Here is a 17,345-nt window from a genome sequence, read left to right on the forward strand (position 1 = left end):
TCATGACGATCCAGCGCAGGGAGAACGGAGAGAGCAGGCTGGCGTTATGTTCGCGCCTGCTGGGAGGGAGTAGCATTGAATACGCACCAGTCCGGGGCGGATACGCTTTCGCGTCCCGAAGATGAAAAACTATCTGTCGCTGCCAATCTGGCATATGGTTTTCAGCATGTGCTGACCATGTATGGGGGCATCGTGGCAGTTCCGCTGATCATCGGTCAGGCGGCTGGTCTCAGCCCAACCGAAATCGGCCTCTTGATCACAGCATCGCTTTTTGCCGGTGGCGTTGCCACCGTCCTGCAAACCGTCGGCATACCTTTTTTCGGCTGCCAGCTGCCTCTGGTCCAGGGCGTCTCTTTTTCGGGCGTCGCCACCATGGTGGCCATCGTCACATCGAGCCAGACCGGTGAAGCCGGCTTGCAGGTCGTGCTGGGAGCCGTCATTGCGGCAGCCGTCATCGGCCTTATCATCACGCCGATATTCTCACGCATCACGCGTTTCTTTCCGCCGCTCGTCACCGGTATCGTCATCACCACCATCGGCCTGACGCTGATGCCTGTTGCGGCGCGCTGGGCAATGGGCGGAGACAGCAACAGCCCCGAATTCGGCAGCATGGCCAATATCGGTCTTGCCGGCCTCACACTGGTCATCGTGCTCATTCTCAGCAAGATGGGCAATGCCACGATTTCGCGACTTTCGATCCTGCTCGCGATGGTCATCGGAACCTTTATCGCCTGGGCGCTCGGCATGACCGATTTTTCGCGGGTGAGCGAAGGTTCAATGGTGGCGCTGCCGGAAATCTTCCACTTCGGCATGCCGATATTCAGCCTCGCCGCAACGCTCTCTATGTTCATTGTGATCATGGTCACGCTCGTCGAGACTTCCGCCGATATTCTGGCGGTCGGTGAAATCCTCGGTACGAAAGTGGATTCGCGACGTCTCGCCAACGGCCTGCGCGCGGATATGCTTTCAAGCATCCTGTCGCCGGTTGTCGGTTCCTTTACGCAAAGCGCCTTCGCACAGAATGTCGGCCTTGTCGCTGTGACAGGCGTGAAGAGCCGTTATGTCGTGGCAACTGGCGGGCTGATCCTCATCACGCTCGGCCTCCTGCCGGTGATGGGTCGGGTGATTGCCTGCGTTCCTCCGGCAGTTCTGGGTGGAGCGGGTATCGTCCTGTTCGGCACGGTGGCTGCAAGCGGCATCCGCACACTCGCCAAAGTGGACTACGAGAACAATATCAATCTCATTATCGTGGCAACCTCGATCGGCTTCGGTATGATCCCGATCGCCGCACCCCAGTTCTATCATAACTTTCCGACCTGGTTTGAAACCATTTTCCACTCCGGCATCAGCTCGGCAGCGTTGATGGCCATTGCGCTCAACCTGATGTTCAATGAAATCAAATTGGGCAACAGCAACCAGATGTCAGTCTTCGCGGAAGGTACGGAACGCATCATCCGCCATCACAACATCTCGGAGCTGCATGACGGAGATTATTTCCTGAACGGCAAGCTCTACGATGCCAAAGGCAATGAAGTCAGGGTCGTTGCTGCTGCCGCCGCACACTGAGACGATTATCTCAGGACACGGATCATGGTTCGGTCCGTCAGATGAGGCAAGAGGCGCGCCATGTCGGCGCGCCTCAATGCTATGCAGCCTTCTGTGGGCGTATAGCCGGGTCGGGCAAGGTGAAAGAAGATTGCACTGCCGCATCCGCGACGGCGCGGCGCAATATTCCAGTCCATGACAATGCAGACATCGTAGAGATCATCACGCCGCCACATATCCTCGTGGCTTGCCGCATAAGGCAGCCTTACCGGGCGGTTGTAATTGGCGTCAGACGGTGCATCACACCAGCCATCCAGACGGCGGATGCGCCCGAGCGGCAACCGCGATGACGGCAGCATACCCTTGTCGCCGCGCCGGTATCCATAGAGCAGCCGCATGGTTGCCAGAGGCGTTGCTCCGTCGCCTTCACGCTTGAAAGCGCTGATTCCCCCCTTGCCAAGAGCGCATTCCAGCACCAGATTGCCGGCAACAAGCAAGCCGCGAGTCTTGTGGCCCGGTTTGGCCCGCACATCGATAATGCCAATTCCCCGGCTAATTTCGTGTCTGGCCAAGCCCCCGCCTCCGTGTCATGCATGTTTCAAACCGTTGTCGGCGAGAGCAAAAATCTCTTTCGCGTTTCGCCGCTTCAACTTGTCTCCATTAAATGTCATAAAACACCAAGAGCCATTTAAATCAAAGAGTAACGAGGACAGGCATGACAGGCCGTACGATACTGATTGTGGACGATGACGAAGATCTCCGTTCTATCCTCGTCGAACAGCTGGAGCTGTGCGAAGAATTCCAGATTTTGCAGGAAGACAATGCCACCAAGGGCATCCAGACTGCACGAAACGGCATTGTAGACCTCCTGATCATGGATGTCGGCCTGCCGGATATGGATGGACGTGAAGCCGTAAAATTGCTGCGCAAGGGTGGTTTCAAGGCACCGATCATCATGCTCACCGGCCACGATACGGAATCGGATACGATTCTCGGCCTCGAATCGGGCGCCAATGATTATGTCACCAAGCCGTTCAAATTCGCAGTGCTTCTGGCGCGCGTGCGCGCGCAGCTGCGTCAGCACGAGCAGAGCGAGGACGCGACCTTCATCGTCGGCCCTTATACGTTCAAGCCCGGCCAGAAACTCCTCATCGACGAGAAGGGCAGCAAGATTCGCCTCACCGAAAAGGAAGCGGCGATCATCAAGTATCTCTATCGCGCCGGCGACAAGGTTATCGGCCGCGATGTGCTTCTTGAAGAAGTATGGGGTTATAATTCAGGTGTGACCACGCATACGCTGGAAACCCACGTCTATCGTCTGCGCCAGAAAATCGAAAAAGATCCGTCCAATGCGGCGCTTCTGGTCACAGAAAGCGGGGGATACAAGCTTGTCCCATGATGGACAGCGCCCGATGCAGGTGTATTGACGACCCATGGCGCTTGATGACGATATTCGCATTCTCGGCACGGTAGGCCTGTTCGAGTCTTTTACGCCCGAACAGTTGCGGTTGCTTGCTTTCGGTGCGGAACGTCTCGTTCTCAGGGCCGGGCGTGAGCTTTTCCGTGAAGGGCAAAGTGCCGACTGCGCCTATATCGTCGTATCGGGCAATATCACCCTGTTTCATGAACAAGACGAAGGGCGGATTGCGATCCGCCCTGTCGGCCCTGGCGCCATGATTGGCGAAATGGCGTTGATCGCACAGACATCGCGTCTTACCGGTGCAGTCGCCGAAGCGGAAACCGAGGTTATCCGCATCAGCCGCGCAATCTTCCGCCGCATTCTGGAAGAATATCCCGAAGTTGCGGCGGCACTCCATGCGCATGTCAGTCGCAATCTGCTGGAACTGATCGGCGAAATCGAAAAGGTCGCACCCCGCCTGAATAGCGATTGACCCTTTTCAGAGTTCAATCACCCTTTCCATTCCGATGGCATTGAGAAAAGCCTGATCGTGGCTCACGATGATCAATGCTCCCTCATAGGCATTGAGAGCGGTTTCCAGTGCCTCGATGGAATCGAGATCGAGATGATTGGTCGGTTCATCAAGGATCAGAAGTTCGGGAAGCTCTGTTCCACCCAGAACGCAGGCAAGTGCCGCCCGCAACAATTCGCCTCCACTGAGACTGTTGGCAAGCCGAGAAGCCCCCTCGCCGCGAAACGAAAAACGCGCCAGTGCTGCACGGGCATCATTGTCGTTCGACCCCGGATTGAGACGCCGATAGTTTTCATAAAGGGTCTGGCCGCGATCCATCAGGCTCATCTGCTGGTCAAACATCACCATGCGCTCCGGGCGCATGACGGTTCCGGCCAAAGGTTGAAGTTCCCCCGTAATCAGCCGCAACAGGCTGGTCTTGCCTGCGCCATTCGGCCCTGCGACAACCACACGCTCGGCTCCCACGATCTTCAATGACAGGTCGCGGATCACCGGGTAGTCGGCTTGCGGTCCGCCCGAGACACTTCGCATATCGAGCATGACGCGACCGGAAGGCGGAACCGCACCAGCCACATTGAAATGCATCGGCCTTACTCGCTCGACTTTTGCTTCCGCCTCCTGCAACTGCTCGTTGGCCCGGCTAGACTGGCGTTCCGCCAGTGCATCGCCCCGGCCTTTCGATTGCTGCGCACGGTCCTCCCGGGCATCGAGCAGCATTTTGCTCATTCCTGCATCGGCGCGTGATTTGCGACCGCGCGCATCGCTGCGCGCCTGTCTTTCGGCTGCAGCCTGTGCCTTGCGCTCCACCTGCTTGACTTCACGCCGTGCCGTTACGAGATCGCGCACCGCCGTCGCGCGCTCTTCGGTCTTTTTTGCGTGATAGAAGTCCCAGTTGCCGCCATAGAGCCGAAGCCCGTCCGGAGATAATTCTGCTATCGCATCCATGGACTGCAACAGTTCGCGGTCATGGCTGACCACCACGGCTGCACCGCGCCAGGCGGTCAGCAAATCGACAACTGCCAAACGACCGGCACGATCGAGATTATTGGTCGGTTCGTCCAACAGAATGAGATCAGGTTTGCGAAATATGAGGGCTGCAAGCGCCGCGCGCGTCTGCTGACCTCCACTCAAGGCCGAAAGGGGTGTCTCGGAAGCCATATCAGGTAATCCAAGCCGCTGCAGCGCGTCGGTAAAGCGCTGCGGCAGAAGCCAGTCGGCCTCACTAAGATCGCTGTCACTGGCCAAGCCCTGTTCGACACGTACCAGTCTGTCGAAATCTGTGTGCGCATCGAAAAGATCGGCCAGCGTCTCGGAATCATCGCCGCCGACGTTCTGCCGCAACACACCGATAGTCCCGTTTACGGTCACATTTCCGCTTGTCGGAAGCATCGCGCCACTCATCATACGCAACAGCGTTGATTTACCCACGCCATTGCGCCCGATCAGACCGATGCGGCCTTCGGCTATGCTGAAATTGATGGATTCGAAGAGAGTACGGCCATCAGCCGTAACGCAGGAAACATCCTGAAGTGTAAGAAGAGCAGACATCGCGAACCATGGAAACGTTGAAAACACTGGTCATTTGAAACAGCGCAATCCGATCCATCGTTCTTCTCTCCTTGTTAAACTGCCTTCTATATAAGCCTTACGACGCGATCAATCCAGATCGAATGTCGCAATGACTGGCACATGGTCCGATGGGCGGTCCCAACCGCGCGCATCGCGAAGGATTTGCAGACCCTGCATATGCCCTTCAAGATCGGCAGAACCCCAGACGTGATCCAGCCTGCGGCCACGATCCGATTCGGCCCAATCCTTGGCGCGATAGCTCCACCAGGTGAAGATTTTCTGGTCCGCCGGAATAAGCTGTCGCATCAGGTCGCTCCAGCCACCCTTCACACGCAAATCTTCCAGCGTTTCGGTTTCGATCGGCGTATGGCTGACGATCTTGAGCAACTGCTTGTGCGACCAGACATCGTTTTCGAGCGGAGCAATGTTGAGATCACCAACGAGAACGGAAGAATGTCCGTCCTGCCGGTCGGCGACGATAGCGCGCATTTCTTCGAGAAAAGCGAGCTTATGCGCGAATTTCGGATTGATTACCGGGTCCGGCTCATCACCGCCCGCAGGAACGTAAAAGTTATGAATACGGAGCTTCTTACCGCCCGCCTCGACGACAGCGCTCAAATGGCGGCAATCGCCCATGTCGCAGAAACCGATCTTTTCCACGCCCGTCAGAGGACGCCGCGATATAGTTGCAACGCCGTGGTAGCCCTTCTGACCGCTGATCGCGATGTGTTCATAGCCGAGAGCCCGGAACCCTTTCGACGGAAACAGATTATCGGGGCACTTCGTTTCCTGAAGGCACAGAACATCCGGCTGATAATCGCGCAGAAACTGCTCTACCAGCGGCATACGCAGACGAACGGAATTGATGTTCCAGGTAGCAACGGAAAAGGCCATGAAGATAGGACTCGCAGCAACGAAAAAGATGCCGCGAACCTAATCATTTATCCGGCAAATGCAAACGGCTTGCCTATCATAAACTGACGATTACTGACCTTTGCGCTTCATTGCGATGCGCTGATAGTCGATCTTGAACATATCGTCGGTGAAACGCACGCCGCTGCGCACATTGAAGATCATGACAGTGGTATCGAGCTTCTGGGCATCGGTGATGGTCCACTGCTTCAGCTCGTACGATTTAGGGTCGAACATCATGGTGATTTTCGAATCGCCAAAGATCGACTTGTCGCCCAGCACCAGCGTGGTCATATCCGGCTCCTGCTTCACATTCTGAAGACGGCCCCCACCCAGATCAATCCGATCTGCCAGCAGAAGCTTCAAGGGCGTCTTCGAAAGCGGATAAAGGTCCCATGTATCGAGCTTGCGATTGTTGATGACGACCGATTCGCCATCCGAAATCACCCGGATTGGAGAATTATTGTAGTTGAAGCGAATCTTGCCCGGACGCTCGATATAGAAAGTGCCGCCCGTCTGTTCGCCCTTCGGGCCGAACTGCACGAACTCGCCGGTCATTGTACGTACCGATGAAAAATGATCGGCGATCTGCTGTGCCGCCGCACCGCCGCCTGCCCCCTGCGCCATCGCGGCGACCGGAGCCAGAACCAGCGACGTCATGCCAAGCCCAAGCGCTCCCATTCCCAGCACGGCGGCAAGGCGACCAGCTTTCGCGAAGGCGGAGAAACGGGAGAACATCATCGACAAACTTTCTCTTTTCATCATTCTGTTTAACTACGCCGCCAGTTGGGCGCGAGTATGGCCATCAGAAATCATCGTCGCCAGTGGGAACCAAAATTTCACGCTTGCCCGCATGGTTGGCCGGACCGACAATGCCCTCCTCTTCCATGCGTTCGATGATTGAGGCAGCCCGATTATAACCAATACCGAGACGGCGCTGGATGTAGGAAGTCGAAGCCTTCTTGTCACGCAACACCACGGCCACGGCCTGATCGTAAGGATCGTCGGAATCCTCCAAATTGCCGGTTCCAGCCGGACCCCTGCCACCTTCGTCGTCTTCGTCATCCTCGGTGATGGCGTCGAGATATTCCGGCACGCCCTGAAGCTTCAGATGCTGCACGATGCGTTCCACCTCGTCGTCACCGACGAAAGGCCCGTGCACGCGCTGGATGCGGCCACCGCCAGCCATGAAGAGCATATCACCCTGACCGAGAAGCTGCTCGGCGCCCTGCTCGCCCAGAATGGTTCGGCTATCGATCTTCGACGTCACCTGGAATGAAATGCGGGTCGGGAAGTTGGCCTTGATCGTTCCGGTGATGACGTCCACTGATGGGCGCTGGGTGGCCATGATGACATGAATACCCGCCGCACGGGCCATCTGCGCCAGACGCTGCACCGCACCTTCGATATCCTTGCCGGCAACCATCATCAGGTCGGCCATTTCGTCGATAATCACGACGATATATGGCATCGGCTCCAGATCGAGCTCCTCCGTCTCGTAAATCGCCTCGCCGGTATTGCGGTCAAAGCCGGTCTGGACCGTACGTGCAATCGGCTCGCCCTTTTTCTGCGCAAGGCCGACGCGCTGATTAAAGCCGTCAATATTGCGCACACCGACCTTCGACATCTTGCGATAACGGTCTTCCATTTCGCGCACGGTCCATTTGAGCGCGACCACGGCTTTCTTGGGATCGGTTACGACAGGCGTCAGCAGATGCGGAATGCCGTCATAGACGGAGAGTTCCAGCATCTTCGGGTCGATCATGATCAGGCGGCATTCCTGCGGCGTCATGCGATAAAGCAAGGACAGGATCATGGTGTTGATCGCCACCGACTTACCCGAACCGGTCGTACCGGCGACGAGAACGTGCGGCATCTTCGCGATATCGGCGATCACCGGCTCGCCATTGATGGTCTTGCCGAGCGCAAGCGCCAGTTTCGCCTTCGACTGTTCGAAGTCGCGACTTGCCAGCATCTCGCGCAGATAAACCATCTCACGCTTCGGGTTCGGCAGTTCGATGCCGATGGCGTTACGCCCCGGAATGACGGCCACGCGTGCTGCAATCGCGCTCATCGAGCGGGCGATATCGTCGGCAAGACCGATGACGCGCGAGGACTTGATTCCCGGTGCGGGCTCCAATTCGTAAAGCGTAACGACCGGACCGGGCTTCACATTGATGATTTCACCACGCACGCCGAAATCTTCCAGCACACCTTCCAACAGACGGGCGTTCTGTTCCAGCGCATCCTTGGAAAGCGCCGGATCGCGCTGGACGAGCTTCGGTTCGGCAAGGAAATGCAGCGATGGCATTTCAAACACGCCGTTGTCCTTGAGGAAGGACGGCTGCGCCTCGCGCTGGGCGCGTGCACCGGGTTTCGGCGACGGAGCAGCCTGTTCCACGCGAGCCTTTCGGCTACGCGGCGGCGGCGCATCGTGCCATTCCTGACCGGCGAGCGGCGCGCCGTCATCCATATCGTCCATATCGAAAGGCGGTTCGTCATCGGCAGCCGCTGGCGCCCCGAAACCGGGTTCGCGGCGCGGCGCATTGCGTGTTTCGGCGTTGCGGCGCACAACGCGCATATCGTCGAAATCTTCCGCGCGCGGGCGACGACGGCCAAGCCCCGTAAGGCGCTTGAAGTTCGCGGTCGTGGTCAGTACCAGATGGGTGAGCGCGCCCATAAGCTGGAAACCACCACCGGCTGATGTTTCATCGTCCTCGTCATCTGCTGCGAAATCATCCTCCTCCGCGCCACGGCGGCCCGAGGGCTGTGCAGGATTGACGATCCCCACACCGCGCCCAATGATACCGCTGGCGAAAAGGCAGAGCCAGAAGGCCGGTACGGCGAGGATAAGCGCAATGCCTGAAGCGATCGCGCCTTGCGGGAAACTGCCAAGAAAAAGACCCGGGAACTTCAGGATCATGTCGCCGAAGACGCCACCGAGACCAATCGGCATCGGCCAGCTTTCCGGCACAGCGAAGCAGCTGGCGATGGCTGCAAACAGGAGTGCAGCGCCGAGCCACGCGAAACTGCGCTTGGCTACGCGGCCAATGCCGCCGCGTGTCATCATCAGCAGCGACCAGACGGCGAGCGGAAGCAGAGCGGGAACACTCGCCAGACCGAAAAACTGCATGGCAATGTCAGAGAACACTGCGCCCGGATAACCCAGCGCATTCGTTACCGGATTGTCGGTCGCATGGCTGAAGCTCGGATCGGCAACATTCCAAGTTGCCAATGCGCCGACCGCCATGCCGGTGAGCGCCAGAAGCCCCAATCCGAACAGGATATAGAACTGCCTGCGGAAGAGATTGGCCAGTTTCAGCCTGTCTTCCGTAATCCGCTCGTCACGCAGCGGGTATGAGGGCGAATATCCTTGCCGCATATAGCCTGTCCCGAACCGAAATATTTGCTGGCCCCTGAGCGGAAATGCTCCGGGCACATTGAATCGGTCCGATCCTAGTCGCGGGATGGTTAATTCCTCATTAACCATGCATCAGGCCGCAGATAAATCCTGTCGACAAAATGAAAAAGGCGCAGTTTTCCGCGCCTTTTTCCTCTTGAGACAATCCCGCTCTATTGAACGGATTCGCCGTGCAAAGCGATGTCGAGGCCTTCGATCTCGGCCTGTTTGCTGGGGCGCAGGCCCATGACGGCCTTGACCACGTAAAGAATGATCGCGGTGGCGATCGCCGTATAGACAATCGTGATGGCAGCACCGAAGAACTGCTTGCCGATGGTTGCACCTTCGCTGGCCGGGTTGATCGCCGCATCGGCGAAGAGACCGGTCAGCACCGCACCGACGAAGCCGCCGACACCATGGACGCCGAACGCATCGAGCGAATCGTCATAACCGAGCGCATGCTTGATCTTTACGGCCGCCACATAGCAGACCGCACCAGCCACGATGCCGATGATGAGCGCACCCATGGGGTTGACGAAACCGGCGGCAGGCGTAACGGCAACAAGGCCGGCAACGGCGCCTGAAATGATACCGAGCACGCTCGGCTTGCCTGCAATCGCCCATTCCACAAACATCCAGGCCAGAGCCGCACCAGCAGTCGCAACCTGCGTATTGAGCATGGCGACGCCAGCAAGTGCATTGGCGCCGACAGCGGAACCGGCATTGAAGCCGAACCAGCCAACCCACAGAAGGGCAGCACCAATGACCGAAAGGACAAGATTGTGCGGCGCCATATTGGTGTGGCCGTAACCATCGCGCTTGCCGATGATGAGAGCCGCAACCAGACCGGCCACACCGGCATTGATATGGACGACCGTGCCGCCAGCAAAATCAAGCACGCCATCCGACGCCATGAAACCACCGCCCCAGACCCAATGCGCGACCGGGATATAGACGATGAACAGCCAGAGGGTCAGGAAGACAAGCATGGAGGAAAACTTCATGCGCTCGGCAAACGAACCGGCGATAAGTGCGGGCGTGATCACCGCGAAAGTCATCTGGAAGGTGATGAACACATATTCGGGGATCGTTCCCGTCAGCGATTCCATCGTGACGCCGGAGAAAAAGGCCTTGGAAAGACCGCCAATATAAGAGTTGAGCGATCCACCATCGGTAAAGGCCAGCGAATAGCCTGCAACCATCCACAGAATGGACATGAGACAAGTAATGGCGAAGCTCTGCATCACCGTGGAGAGCACGTTCTTCTTGCGCACCATGCCGCCATAGAACAGTGCGAGACCCGGTATAGTCATCATCAACACAAGCGCGGTTGAAGTCAGCATCCACGCCGTATCGCCCGTATCGAGGGTTGGTGTCGGTGCGGCGTCCTGTGCCAATGCCGTTCCCGCCATGGCGACGAACGCAGGCAGAGTAGCCAGAAGGGCCGTTTGCTTGTTTCTTCCTGTTATGAGCATCGAATTTCTCCGTCGAAGGGCGGCTTCAAACGCGGCTGCGCTGGAAAGACCGGTTCAAACAGAGAGAAACAAAAATCGTGCCAGTTGGCCCTGGCTGGCAAATTAACTGCAAATTTTCTGATATTCGGTGCGCCGGATGCGGAAATTCCGGGCCATGGAAGAGGTGGTGCCGCTACGATTTCGAACCGAATGACGCCGTAAGTGATTCATTCGATTCGGTTTTTGCACCACGGGCATTCCGCTAATCAGTAGCGAAATGCCTTATTTTTAATCGACTGATTGATGTGCGATTAAAATTTAATCACTTCTTTTTGTCATGGACACGGATCAACCCTTCCTGCGCAACCGATGCGATCAGCACGCCATCACGTGTATAAAGCGCCCCCCGGTTGAAACCGCGCGCGCCGGAGGCGCTGGGAGTGTCCTGCGTGTAGAGCAACCAGTCATCAAGCCTGCATGGCCGGTGAAACCACATGGCATGGTCGAGGCTTGCAACCTGCAGATCGCGGTCGAAAATTGTACGGCCATGCGGATGCAGGGATGTATCGAGCAAGGTCATATCGGAGAGATAGGCAAGAATGGCGGCCTGTAGCGCCCGATCATCCGGCACGATACCGCGCGCTCTGACCCAAACATGCTGGACAGGCTCAAGCTTCTCGCGCGAGAAATAATGGGTCAGCGAGACAGGCTTGATTTCGATAGGCCGTTCCCGCTCCCAGTATTTGCGCACATTGGGCGGCGCCATATGGAGATATTGCTCCTTGATGTCGCGATCGCCGACAAGCTGCTCAGGCATCGGCAGTCCTTCCGGCATGGGAAGCTGGTGATCGAGCCCACCCTCATCCACCTGAAACGAAGCCGAAAGGGAAAAAATGGCCTTGCCATGCTGCTTTGCCAGAACGCGCCGTGTGCTGAAGCTCGATCCGTCGCGGATACGGTCCACCTCATAGACAATCGGGATCGCTGGATCGCCGGGCCGCACGAAATAGGCATGCAGGGAGTGGACATGTCGCTCGGTCTCAACCGTGCGCTGCGCTGCGATCAGCGCCTGCCCAATCACCTGCCCGCCGAAAACCCGCTGCCAGCCGACCTGTGGACTGTTGCCGCGGAACAGATCCACCTCAAGAGTTTCCAGATCGAGGATGGAAAGAAGCTCACGCATTGCGTCAGTTTGAGCGTCAGCGGACTTTTCTTGATCGGTCATGGACAGCCTGTCTCCTGCAACCATATATATGCTTTGGGTTCTTGTTTGAGCCGGAGCATTGGAACCTGTCAAGAACCGTGCGCGAGAAGCTGTATCGGCAGAGGCCCGGATACCTCGCTTCGGCAGTTCGCGTTCCGACATGCACCGCGGCAAAATATCGGGTTTCTTGGACAACGATATATGCCAAAACACCGCTAGAGCGGTTCCAGTCAAACCAGAATCGTGGAACCGCACTATCTCTTTGTTTCTAAGCATTTGCCTGGCGCAAAACCGCTTCGCACTTTTGCTGGAAATGCTATCGTGAGATAGATTCTCGAAAGGAAATGACTATGGCCGCCCGGAAGAAGCAGGAAGCAGCACGCAGTAACGATGTGGTGATTGCAGGCGGCGGCTATGTCGGGCTCGTCACGGCAGTTGCGATCAAATCGGCGGCACCGCATCTTTCTGTCACCGTGATCGACGGTGCACCGGCTGGTGCCTGGAAGAACGACCCCCGCGCCTCCTCGATTGCCGCGGCTGCATCACGTATGCTTGACCAGCTCGGCTGCTGGCAGGAAATCCTTCCCGAAGCCCAGCCCATTACGGAAATGGTCATCACCGATTCGCGCACTTCCGATCCCGTGCGCCCGGTTTTTCTCACTTTCGAAGGTGAAGTCGAACCCGGCGAACCTTTTGCCCATATGGTGGAAAACCGTGTCCTCAACACCGCCCTCCATAATAAGGCCGAAGCGCTCGGAATTGTCTTCCTCGAAGCCACCAGCGTAGAGAATTTCAACACTCTCCCTGAAGGAGTAACCGTCACTCTCTCCAATGGGGATACGCTTGAAACGCGCCTGCTGATCGCCGCAGATGGTGCGCGCTCCCGCCTGCGTGATCTTGCTGGCATCAAGACGGTCAACTGGGATTACGGCCAGTCCGGCATCGTGTGCAATGTCGCCCATGAACTGCCGCATGGCGGCCGGGCTGATGAGCATTTTCTTCCAGCCGGTCCATTTGCGATCCTTCCGTTGAAGGGTAATCGCAGCTCACTGGTCTGGACCGAGCGCACATCGGATGCCGAACGCCTCATTCGCGAAGACGACTTCGTATTCGAGGCTGAACTGGAACAGCGCTTCGGGCATCGTCTGGGTGCCCTGCATGTCGAAGGCCCGCGCCGCGCCTTCCCGCTCGGCCTGACGCTGGCACGTGAATTCGTGAAGCCACGTTTCGTGCTGGTGGGCGATGCGGCGCACCGTATCCATCCCATTGCCGGTCAGGGCCTCAATCTTGGCTTCCGGGATGCCGCCGCAATTGCCGAAGTCGTGGTCGAAACGGATCGCCTCGGCCTCGACATCGGTTCATTTGCCGCTCTGGAGCGTTATCAGTCCTGGCGTCGCTTCGATACCGTGCAGATGGGTGTGACGACGGACATCCTGACCAAGCTTTTCTCCAACGACAACCCGGCCATCCGCTCTATCCGCGATATTGGTCTGGGGCTCGTAGACCGGGTACCGGCGTTGAAATCCTTCTTCATCAAGCAGGCCGCCGGTCTTTCAGGCGACACGCCGCGCTTGTTGAAGGGACAGGCTATCTGAATTCTCGCCAAGTTCTGGTTGATTGCTGGAAGCCGTGGTCAAGCGCCCTATATCGGTAGCGGAAATCCCAACCGAGAGGAGAGCTTCCCATGGACAGAAAAGCAACCGCCGTCTGGCAAGGCACGCTGAAGGAAGGCAAAGGCACCCTCAACACGCAAAGCGGTGCACTGAAAGACCTGCCTTACGATTTCAAAGCTCGTTTTCAGGACGAAAGCGGTCGCTCCGGCACCAATCCGGAAGAACTTCTGGGTGCTGCTCACGCAGGCTGCTTTGCCATGCAGCTTTCCGCACTCCTGACGGAACACGGAACACCACCGGAAAAGCTGGAAGCAACTGCGGCAGTCACTGTCGGCCCCGCAGCTGGCGGTGGCTTTGAGATCAGCCGCAGCGCGCTCACGCTCAATGCCTCTATTCCCGGCATTTCGGTCGAGGATTTCGAAGCGCTCGCCAACAAGGCCAAGCAGTCCTGCCCTCTCTCGAAAGCACTGGGCGCCATTGAGGTTACGCTGGACGCAAAGCTGGTCTGAAAAATCTCAAGACGCGGAAATGATGAGCGGGCGCAAGCCCGCTTTTTTATTCGGGCAGGTGGCAAACAGCCTCGATATTGTGCCCATCCGGATCCGTCACGAAAGCAGCGTAATAATCAGGATGGTAATCGGCACGCAAGCCGGGTTTGCCGTTGTCGGCCCCCCCGGCAGCAATTGCCGCTTCATAAAAGCGGTCAACCTCGGAGCGGGTTCCAGCCGAAAAAGCCACATGAAGCACGCCATCGAGCTTCGCGCCCTTCTGCTTGCCGATCCAGAATTCCGGCTTGCCATTGCGGCCATACCCCACCCAGTCGCCGAACTCCATGGCCCGACTTATGCCAAGGGGGGCGAGTGCCGCATCATAGAAAGCTCGCGACTTGGGCATGCTGGAAATGTTGAAACCAATATGATCGAGCATGATTGCCCTGTCTCCGATGGATCTATTCTCCAATGAGATATCGGCGCGGCTACAAAGATCAAGCCTTCTGCGATGGCAACCAGAGCTCAGATCAAGAAAAAGGGGAAGGTTTGCACCTTCCCCTCATTCAAACCGATAATGATGCCGCGATTACACGCGGCGCTCGACCATCATCTTCTTGATTTCGGCAATCGCCTTGGCAGGGTTCAAGCCCTTCGGGCAGGTCTGCGCACAATTCATGATCGTATGGCAGCGATAGAGCCGGAACGGGTCCTCGAGATTGTCGAGGCGTTCGCCCTTGGCTTCGTCGCGGCTATCGATCAGCCAGCGATAGGCCTGCAACAGCACGGCAGGACCGAGATATCGGTCGCCGTTCCACCAGTAGCTCGGGCACGAGGTCGAGCAGCAGGCGCACAGAATGCACTCGTAGAGACCGTCCAGCTTCTGACGGTCCTCATGGCTCTGCAGCCATTCCTTCTGCGGCTCCGGCGAAACCGTCTTGAGCCACGGCTCGATGGAACGATGCTGGGCGTAGAAATTGGTGAGGTCCGGCACAAGATCCTTCACCACCGGCATATGCGGCAGCGGGTAAACCTTGATGGCACCCTTGATGTCGTCCATGCCCTTGGTGCAGGCAAGCGTGTTTGCGCCGTCGATATTCATGGCGCAGGAACCGCAAATGCCTTCACGGCACGAACGGCGTAGCGTCAGGGTCGGGTCAATCTTGTTCTTGATATAGAGCAGACCGTCCAGAACCATCGGACCGCAATCGTCGCGATCGACATAATAGGTGTCGATGCTCGGATTGGCGTCGTCGTCCGGCGACCAGCGATAGATACGGAATTCGGTAACCCGCTTCGCACCGTCGGGGCGCGGCCAGGTCTTGCCCTCTTGCGGGCGCGAATTCTTGGGAAGTGCGAGTTCAACCATTGCTCTTTCCCTTGATTAGTAAACGCGCTTCTTCGGCGCAATCTTGGCGAGGCTGATGCCGCCTTCCTCTTCCGTCGTCAACGGATCGAGGTGGACAGGACGGTAGTCAAGCTTGACCTTGCCATCCGGCGACAGCCAGGACAGGGTGTGCTTGCGCCACACGGCATCGTTGCGATCCGGGAAATCCTCATGCGCATGAGCACCGCGGCTTTCCTGGCGCGCTTCGGCGGAAACAACCGTCGTCAGCGCATTCGCCATCAGGTTTTCCAGCTCGAGCGTTTCGACGAGATCGGAGTTCCAGATCATCGAACGGTCGGTAACCTTGATGGCCGGCAGTTCATGCCAGAGCTTTTCCATGCGCTCGACGCCTTGCTTGAGCGATTCCGACGTACGGAATACGGCGGCATCTTCCTGCATGGTACGCTGCATCTTCTCGCGCAGTTCTGCGGTCGGCTGGGAGCCGTTGGCAAAACGCAGACGATCGAAGCGCTCCATGATCTTGTCGCAGGCGGTAACGTCGAGGTCCGGAATCTTCGACTTGCGATCAATGACCTGCCCGGCGCGGATTGCAGCCGCACGGCCAAACACGACCAGATCGATCAGCGAGTTGGAGCCGAGACGGTTTGCGCCGTGCACCGAAGCGCAGCCCGCTTCGCCGACAGCCATCAGGCCCGGCTGTACGCGGTCTGGATCAGCCTCGGTCGGGTTCAACACTTCGCCCCAGTAATTGGTCGGAATGCCACCCATATTGTAGTGAACCGTCGGGAGAACCGGGATCGGTTCCTTGGTCACATCGACGCCTGCGAAAATCTTGGCCGATTCCGAAATACCCGGCAGGCGTTCATGCAGAACAGCCGGATCGAGATGGTCAAGATGCAGGAAGATGTGATCCTTGGCCTTGCCTACGCCACGGCCAGCACGGATTTCCATGGTCATGCAGCGCGAGACAACGTCACGCGAGGCAAGGTCCTTGGCCGAAGGGGCATAGCGCTCCATGAAGCGCTCGCCTTCGGAATTGACCAGATAACCGCCTTCGCCGCGCGCACCTTCGGTGATGAGGCAGCCTGCGCCATAGATGCCAGTTGGATGGAACTGTACGAATTCCATGTCCTGCAGTGGCAGGCCGGCACGTGCAACCATGCCGCCACCATCGCCGGTGCAGGTATGGGCAGAGGTTGCCGAGAAATAGGCACGGCCATAACCGCCTGTCGCCAAAACCACCATCTTGGCCGAGAAGCGATGGATCGTGCCGTCATCAAGGTTCCACGCCACGACGCCGGTGCAGACACCGTCAGTCATGATGAGATCGAGCGCGAAATATTCGATGAAGAACTGCGCGTTGTTCTTGAGCGACTGGCCATAGAGCGTATGCAGGATAGCGTGGCCGGTACGGTCGGCAGCAGCACAGGTGCGCTGGACCGGAGGACCGTCGCCAAAATTCTGCATGTGGCCGCCGAACGGGCGCTGATAAATCTTGCCTTCTTCCGTACGCGAGAAAGGCACACCGTAGTGTTCCAGTTCGTAGACGGCGGCAGGCGCTTCACGCGCCAGATATTCCATCGCATCGGTGTCGCCGAGCCAGTCCGATCCCTTGACGGTATCGTACATGTGCCACTGCCAGCTGTCCGGGCCCATATTCTTGAGCGAAGCGGCGATGCCACCCTGCGCTGCGACCGTATGCGAACGGGTCGGGAAAACCTTGGTGATGCAAGCCGTCTTCAGGCCTTGCTCGGCCATGCCGAGCGTTGCGCGTAGGCCCGCGCCGCCAGCTCCGACCACCACCACGTCGAACTTGTGATCGACATAGGTATATTTGCTTGCCACGACAGCATCGGCCGCGTTGTTTACTGCACTAGCCAT

The 17,345-nt window shown here is 57.8% G+C and carries 15 protein-coding genes; 5 read left to right on the forward strand and 10 right to left on the reverse strand.

The window, feature by feature from the left end:
• Positions 1–75: 75 nt before the first annotated feature.
• Positions 76–1,566 (forward strand): nucleobase:cation symporter-2 family protein, encoded by a 1,491-nt coding sequence (locus CES86_RS11885; protein ID WP_012091153.1) that lies wholly within the window; start codon positions 76–78, stop codon positions 1,564–1,566.
• Positions 1,567–1,571: 5 nt separating this feature from the next.
• Here the strand turns inward: CES86_RS11885 and CES86_RS11890 are convergent, their stop codons facing one another.
• The gene (locus tag CES86_RS11890) at positions 1,572–2,117 is read right to left on the reverse strand and encodes a L,D-transpeptidase family protein (RefSeq protein WP_094514463.1); all 546 of its coding nucleotides are present in this window, start codon (positions 2,115–2,117) and stop codon (positions 1,572–1,574) included.
• Positions 2,118–2,260: 143 nt separating this feature from the next.
• Between CES86_RS11890 and CES86_RS11895 the strand changes: the two genes are divergently transcribed.
• Positions 2,261–2,944: a response regulator transcription factor gene (locus CES86_RS11895; RefSeq protein ID WP_006467959.1), complete on the forward strand. Its 684-nt coding sequence runs from the start codon at positions 2,261–2,263 to the stop codon at positions 2,942–2,944.
• A gap of 34 nt (positions 2,945–2,978) precedes the next feature.
• Complete coding sequence (locus tag CES86_RS11900; protein ID WP_071632642.1) at positions 2,979–3,437, forward strand: cyclic nucleotide-binding domain-containing protein; 459 nt, start codon at positions 2,979–2,981, stop codon at positions 3,435–3,437.
• 6 nt (positions 3,438–3,443) lie between these two features.
• Here the strand turns inward: CES86_RS11900 and CES86_RS11905 are convergent, their stop codons facing one another.
• The 6 genes from CES86_RS11905 to tesB form a co-directional block, all read right to left on the reverse strand.
• The gene (locus tag CES86_RS11905) at positions 3,444–5,024 is read right to left on the reverse strand and encodes an ABC-F family ATP-binding cassette domain-containing protein (RefSeq protein ID WP_094514465.1); all 1,581 of its coding nucleotides are present in this window, start codon (positions 5,022–5,024) and stop codon (positions 3,444–3,446) included.
• Between the two features lie 108 nt (positions 5,025–5,132).
• On the reverse strand, positions 5,133–5,939 hold the full coding sequence (locus CES86_RS11910; RefSeq protein WP_094514467.1) for an exodeoxyribonuclease III: 807 nt from the start codon (positions 5,937–5,939) through the stop codon (positions 5,133–5,135).
• A 90-nt stretch (positions 5,940–6,029) separates the two neighbouring features.
• On the reverse strand, positions 6,030–6,698 hold the full coding sequence (locus tag CES86_RS11915) for an outer membrane lipoprotein carrier protein LolA (protein WP_029375810.1): 669 nt from the start codon (positions 6,696–6,698) through the stop codon (positions 6,030–6,032).
• 64 nt (positions 6,699–6,762) lie between these two features.
• Entirely contained in the window at positions 6,763–9,339 is a 2,577-nt protein-coding gene (locus CES86_RS11920) for a DNA translocase FtsK (protein ID WP_094514469.1), read from the reverse strand.
• A gap of 191 nt (positions 9,340–9,530) precedes the next feature.
• Positions 9,531–10,832, reverse strand: coding sequence for an ammonium transporter (locus CES86_RS11925; protein WP_094514470.1), 1,302 nt, complete (start codon positions 10,830–10,832; stop codon positions 9,531–9,533).
• Between the two features lie 301 nt (positions 10,833–11,133).
• Positions 11,134–12,036: an acyl-CoA thioesterase II gene (gene tesB, locus CES86_RS11935; RefSeq protein WP_094514472.1), complete on the reverse strand. Its 903-nt coding sequence runs from the start codon at positions 12,034–12,036 to the stop codon at positions 11,134–11,136.
• A gap of 329 nt (positions 12,037–12,365) precedes the next feature.
• Between tesB and CES86_RS11940 the strand changes: the two genes are divergently transcribed.
• Together CES86_RS11940 and CES86_RS11945 are read left to right on the forward strand one after the other, a co-directional pair.
• Positions 12,366–13,610 carry a ubiquinone biosynthesis hydroxylase gene (locus tag CES86_RS11940; RefSeq protein WP_094514474.1) on the forward strand — a complete coding sequence of 415 codons (1,245 nt, stop codon included), beginning with the start codon at positions 12,366–12,368 and terminating at the stop codon, positions 13,608–13,610.
• Between the two features lie 89 nt (positions 13,611–13,699).
• Positions 13,700–14,137, forward strand: a complete 438-nt coding sequence (locus CES86_RS11945; protein WP_010657570.1) for an OsmC family protein — start codon at positions 13,700–13,702, stop codon at positions 14,135–14,137.
• A 46-nt stretch (positions 14,138–14,183) separates the two neighbouring features.
• On the opposite strand, the gene CES86_RS11950 is transcribed toward CES86_RS11945, so the two are convergent.
• From CES86_RS11950 to sdhA, 3 genes are all read right to left on the reverse strand, one after another.
• Complete coding sequence (locus tag CES86_RS11950; RefSeq protein ID WP_012091144.1) at positions 14,184–14,555, reverse strand: VOC family protein; 372 nt, start codon at positions 14,553–14,555, stop codon at positions 14,184–14,186.
• A 150-nt stretch (positions 14,556–14,705) separates the two neighbouring features.
• Positions 14,706–15,485 carry a succinate dehydrogenase iron-sulfur subunit gene (locus tag CES86_RS11955; protein WP_010657572.1) on the reverse strand — a complete coding sequence of 260 codons (780 nt, stop codon included), beginning with the start codon at positions 15,483–15,485 and terminating at the stop codon, positions 14,706–14,708.
• Positions 15,486–15,500: 15 nt separating this feature from the next.
• Positions 15,501–17,345 carry a succinate dehydrogenase flavoprotein subunit gene (sdhA, locus tag CES86_RS11960; protein WP_094514476.1) on the reverse strand — a complete coding sequence of 615 codons (1,845 nt, stop codon included), beginning with the start codon at positions 17,343–17,345 and terminating at the stop codon, positions 15,501–15,503.

Source organism: Brucella lupini, assembly GCF_002252535.1.
Classification (GTDB): Bacteria; Pseudomonadota; Alphaproteobacteria; order Rhizobiales; family Rhizobiaceae; genus Brucella; species Brucella anthropi.

Coding starts and splice junctions, on each gene's coding strand:
- CES86_RS11940 (WP_094514474.1), top strand. CDS start 12,366: ATGGCCGCCCGGAAGAAGCAGGAAGCAGCACGCAGTAACGATGTGGTG.
- CES86_RS11905 (WP_094514465.1), bottom strand. CDS start 5,024: ATGTCTGCTCTTCTTACACTTCAGGATGTTTCCTGCGTTACGGCTGAT.
- CES86_RS11910 (WP_094514467.1), bottom strand. CDS start 5,939: ATGGCCTTTTCCGTTGCTACCTGGAACATCAATTCCGTTCGTCTGCGT.
- CES86_RS11895 (WP_006467959.1), top strand. CDS start 2,261: ATGACAGGCCGTACGATACTGATTGTGGACGATGACGAAGATCTCCGT.
- tesB (WP_094514472.1), bottom strand. CDS start 12,036: ATGACCGATCAAGAAAAGTCCGCTGACGCTCAAACTGACGCAATGCGT.
- CES86_RS11900 (WP_071632642.1), top strand. CDS start 2,979: ATGGCGCTTGATGACGATATTCGCATTCTCGGCACGGTAGGCCTGTTC.
- CES86_RS11955 (WP_010657572.1), bottom strand. CDS start 15,485: ATGGTTGAACTCGCACTTCCCAAGAATTCGCGCCCGCAAGAGGGCAAG.
- CES86_RS11945 (WP_010657570.1), top strand. CDS start 13,700: ATGGACAGAAAAGCAACCGCCGTCTGGCAAGGCACGCTGAAGGAAGGC.
- CES86_RS11920 (WP_094514469.1), bottom strand. CDS start 9,339: ATGCGGCAAGGATATTCGCCCTCATACCCGCTGCGTGACGAGCGGATT.
- CES86_RS11950 (WP_012091144.1), bottom strand. CDS start 14,555: ATGCTCGATCATATTGGTTTCAACATTTCCAGCATGCCCAAGTCGCGA.
- sdhA (WP_094514476.1), bottom strand. CDS start 17,345: ATGGCTAGTGCAGTAAACAACGCGGCCGATGCTGTCGTGGCAAGCAAA.
- CES86_RS11925 (WP_094514470.1), bottom strand. CDS start 10,832: ATGCTCATAACAGGAAGAAACAAGCAAACGGCCCTTCTGGCTACTCTG.
- CES86_RS11915 (WP_029375810.1), bottom strand. CDS start 6,698: ATGATGTTCTCCCGTTTCTCCGCCTTCGCGAAAGCTGGTCGCCTTGCC.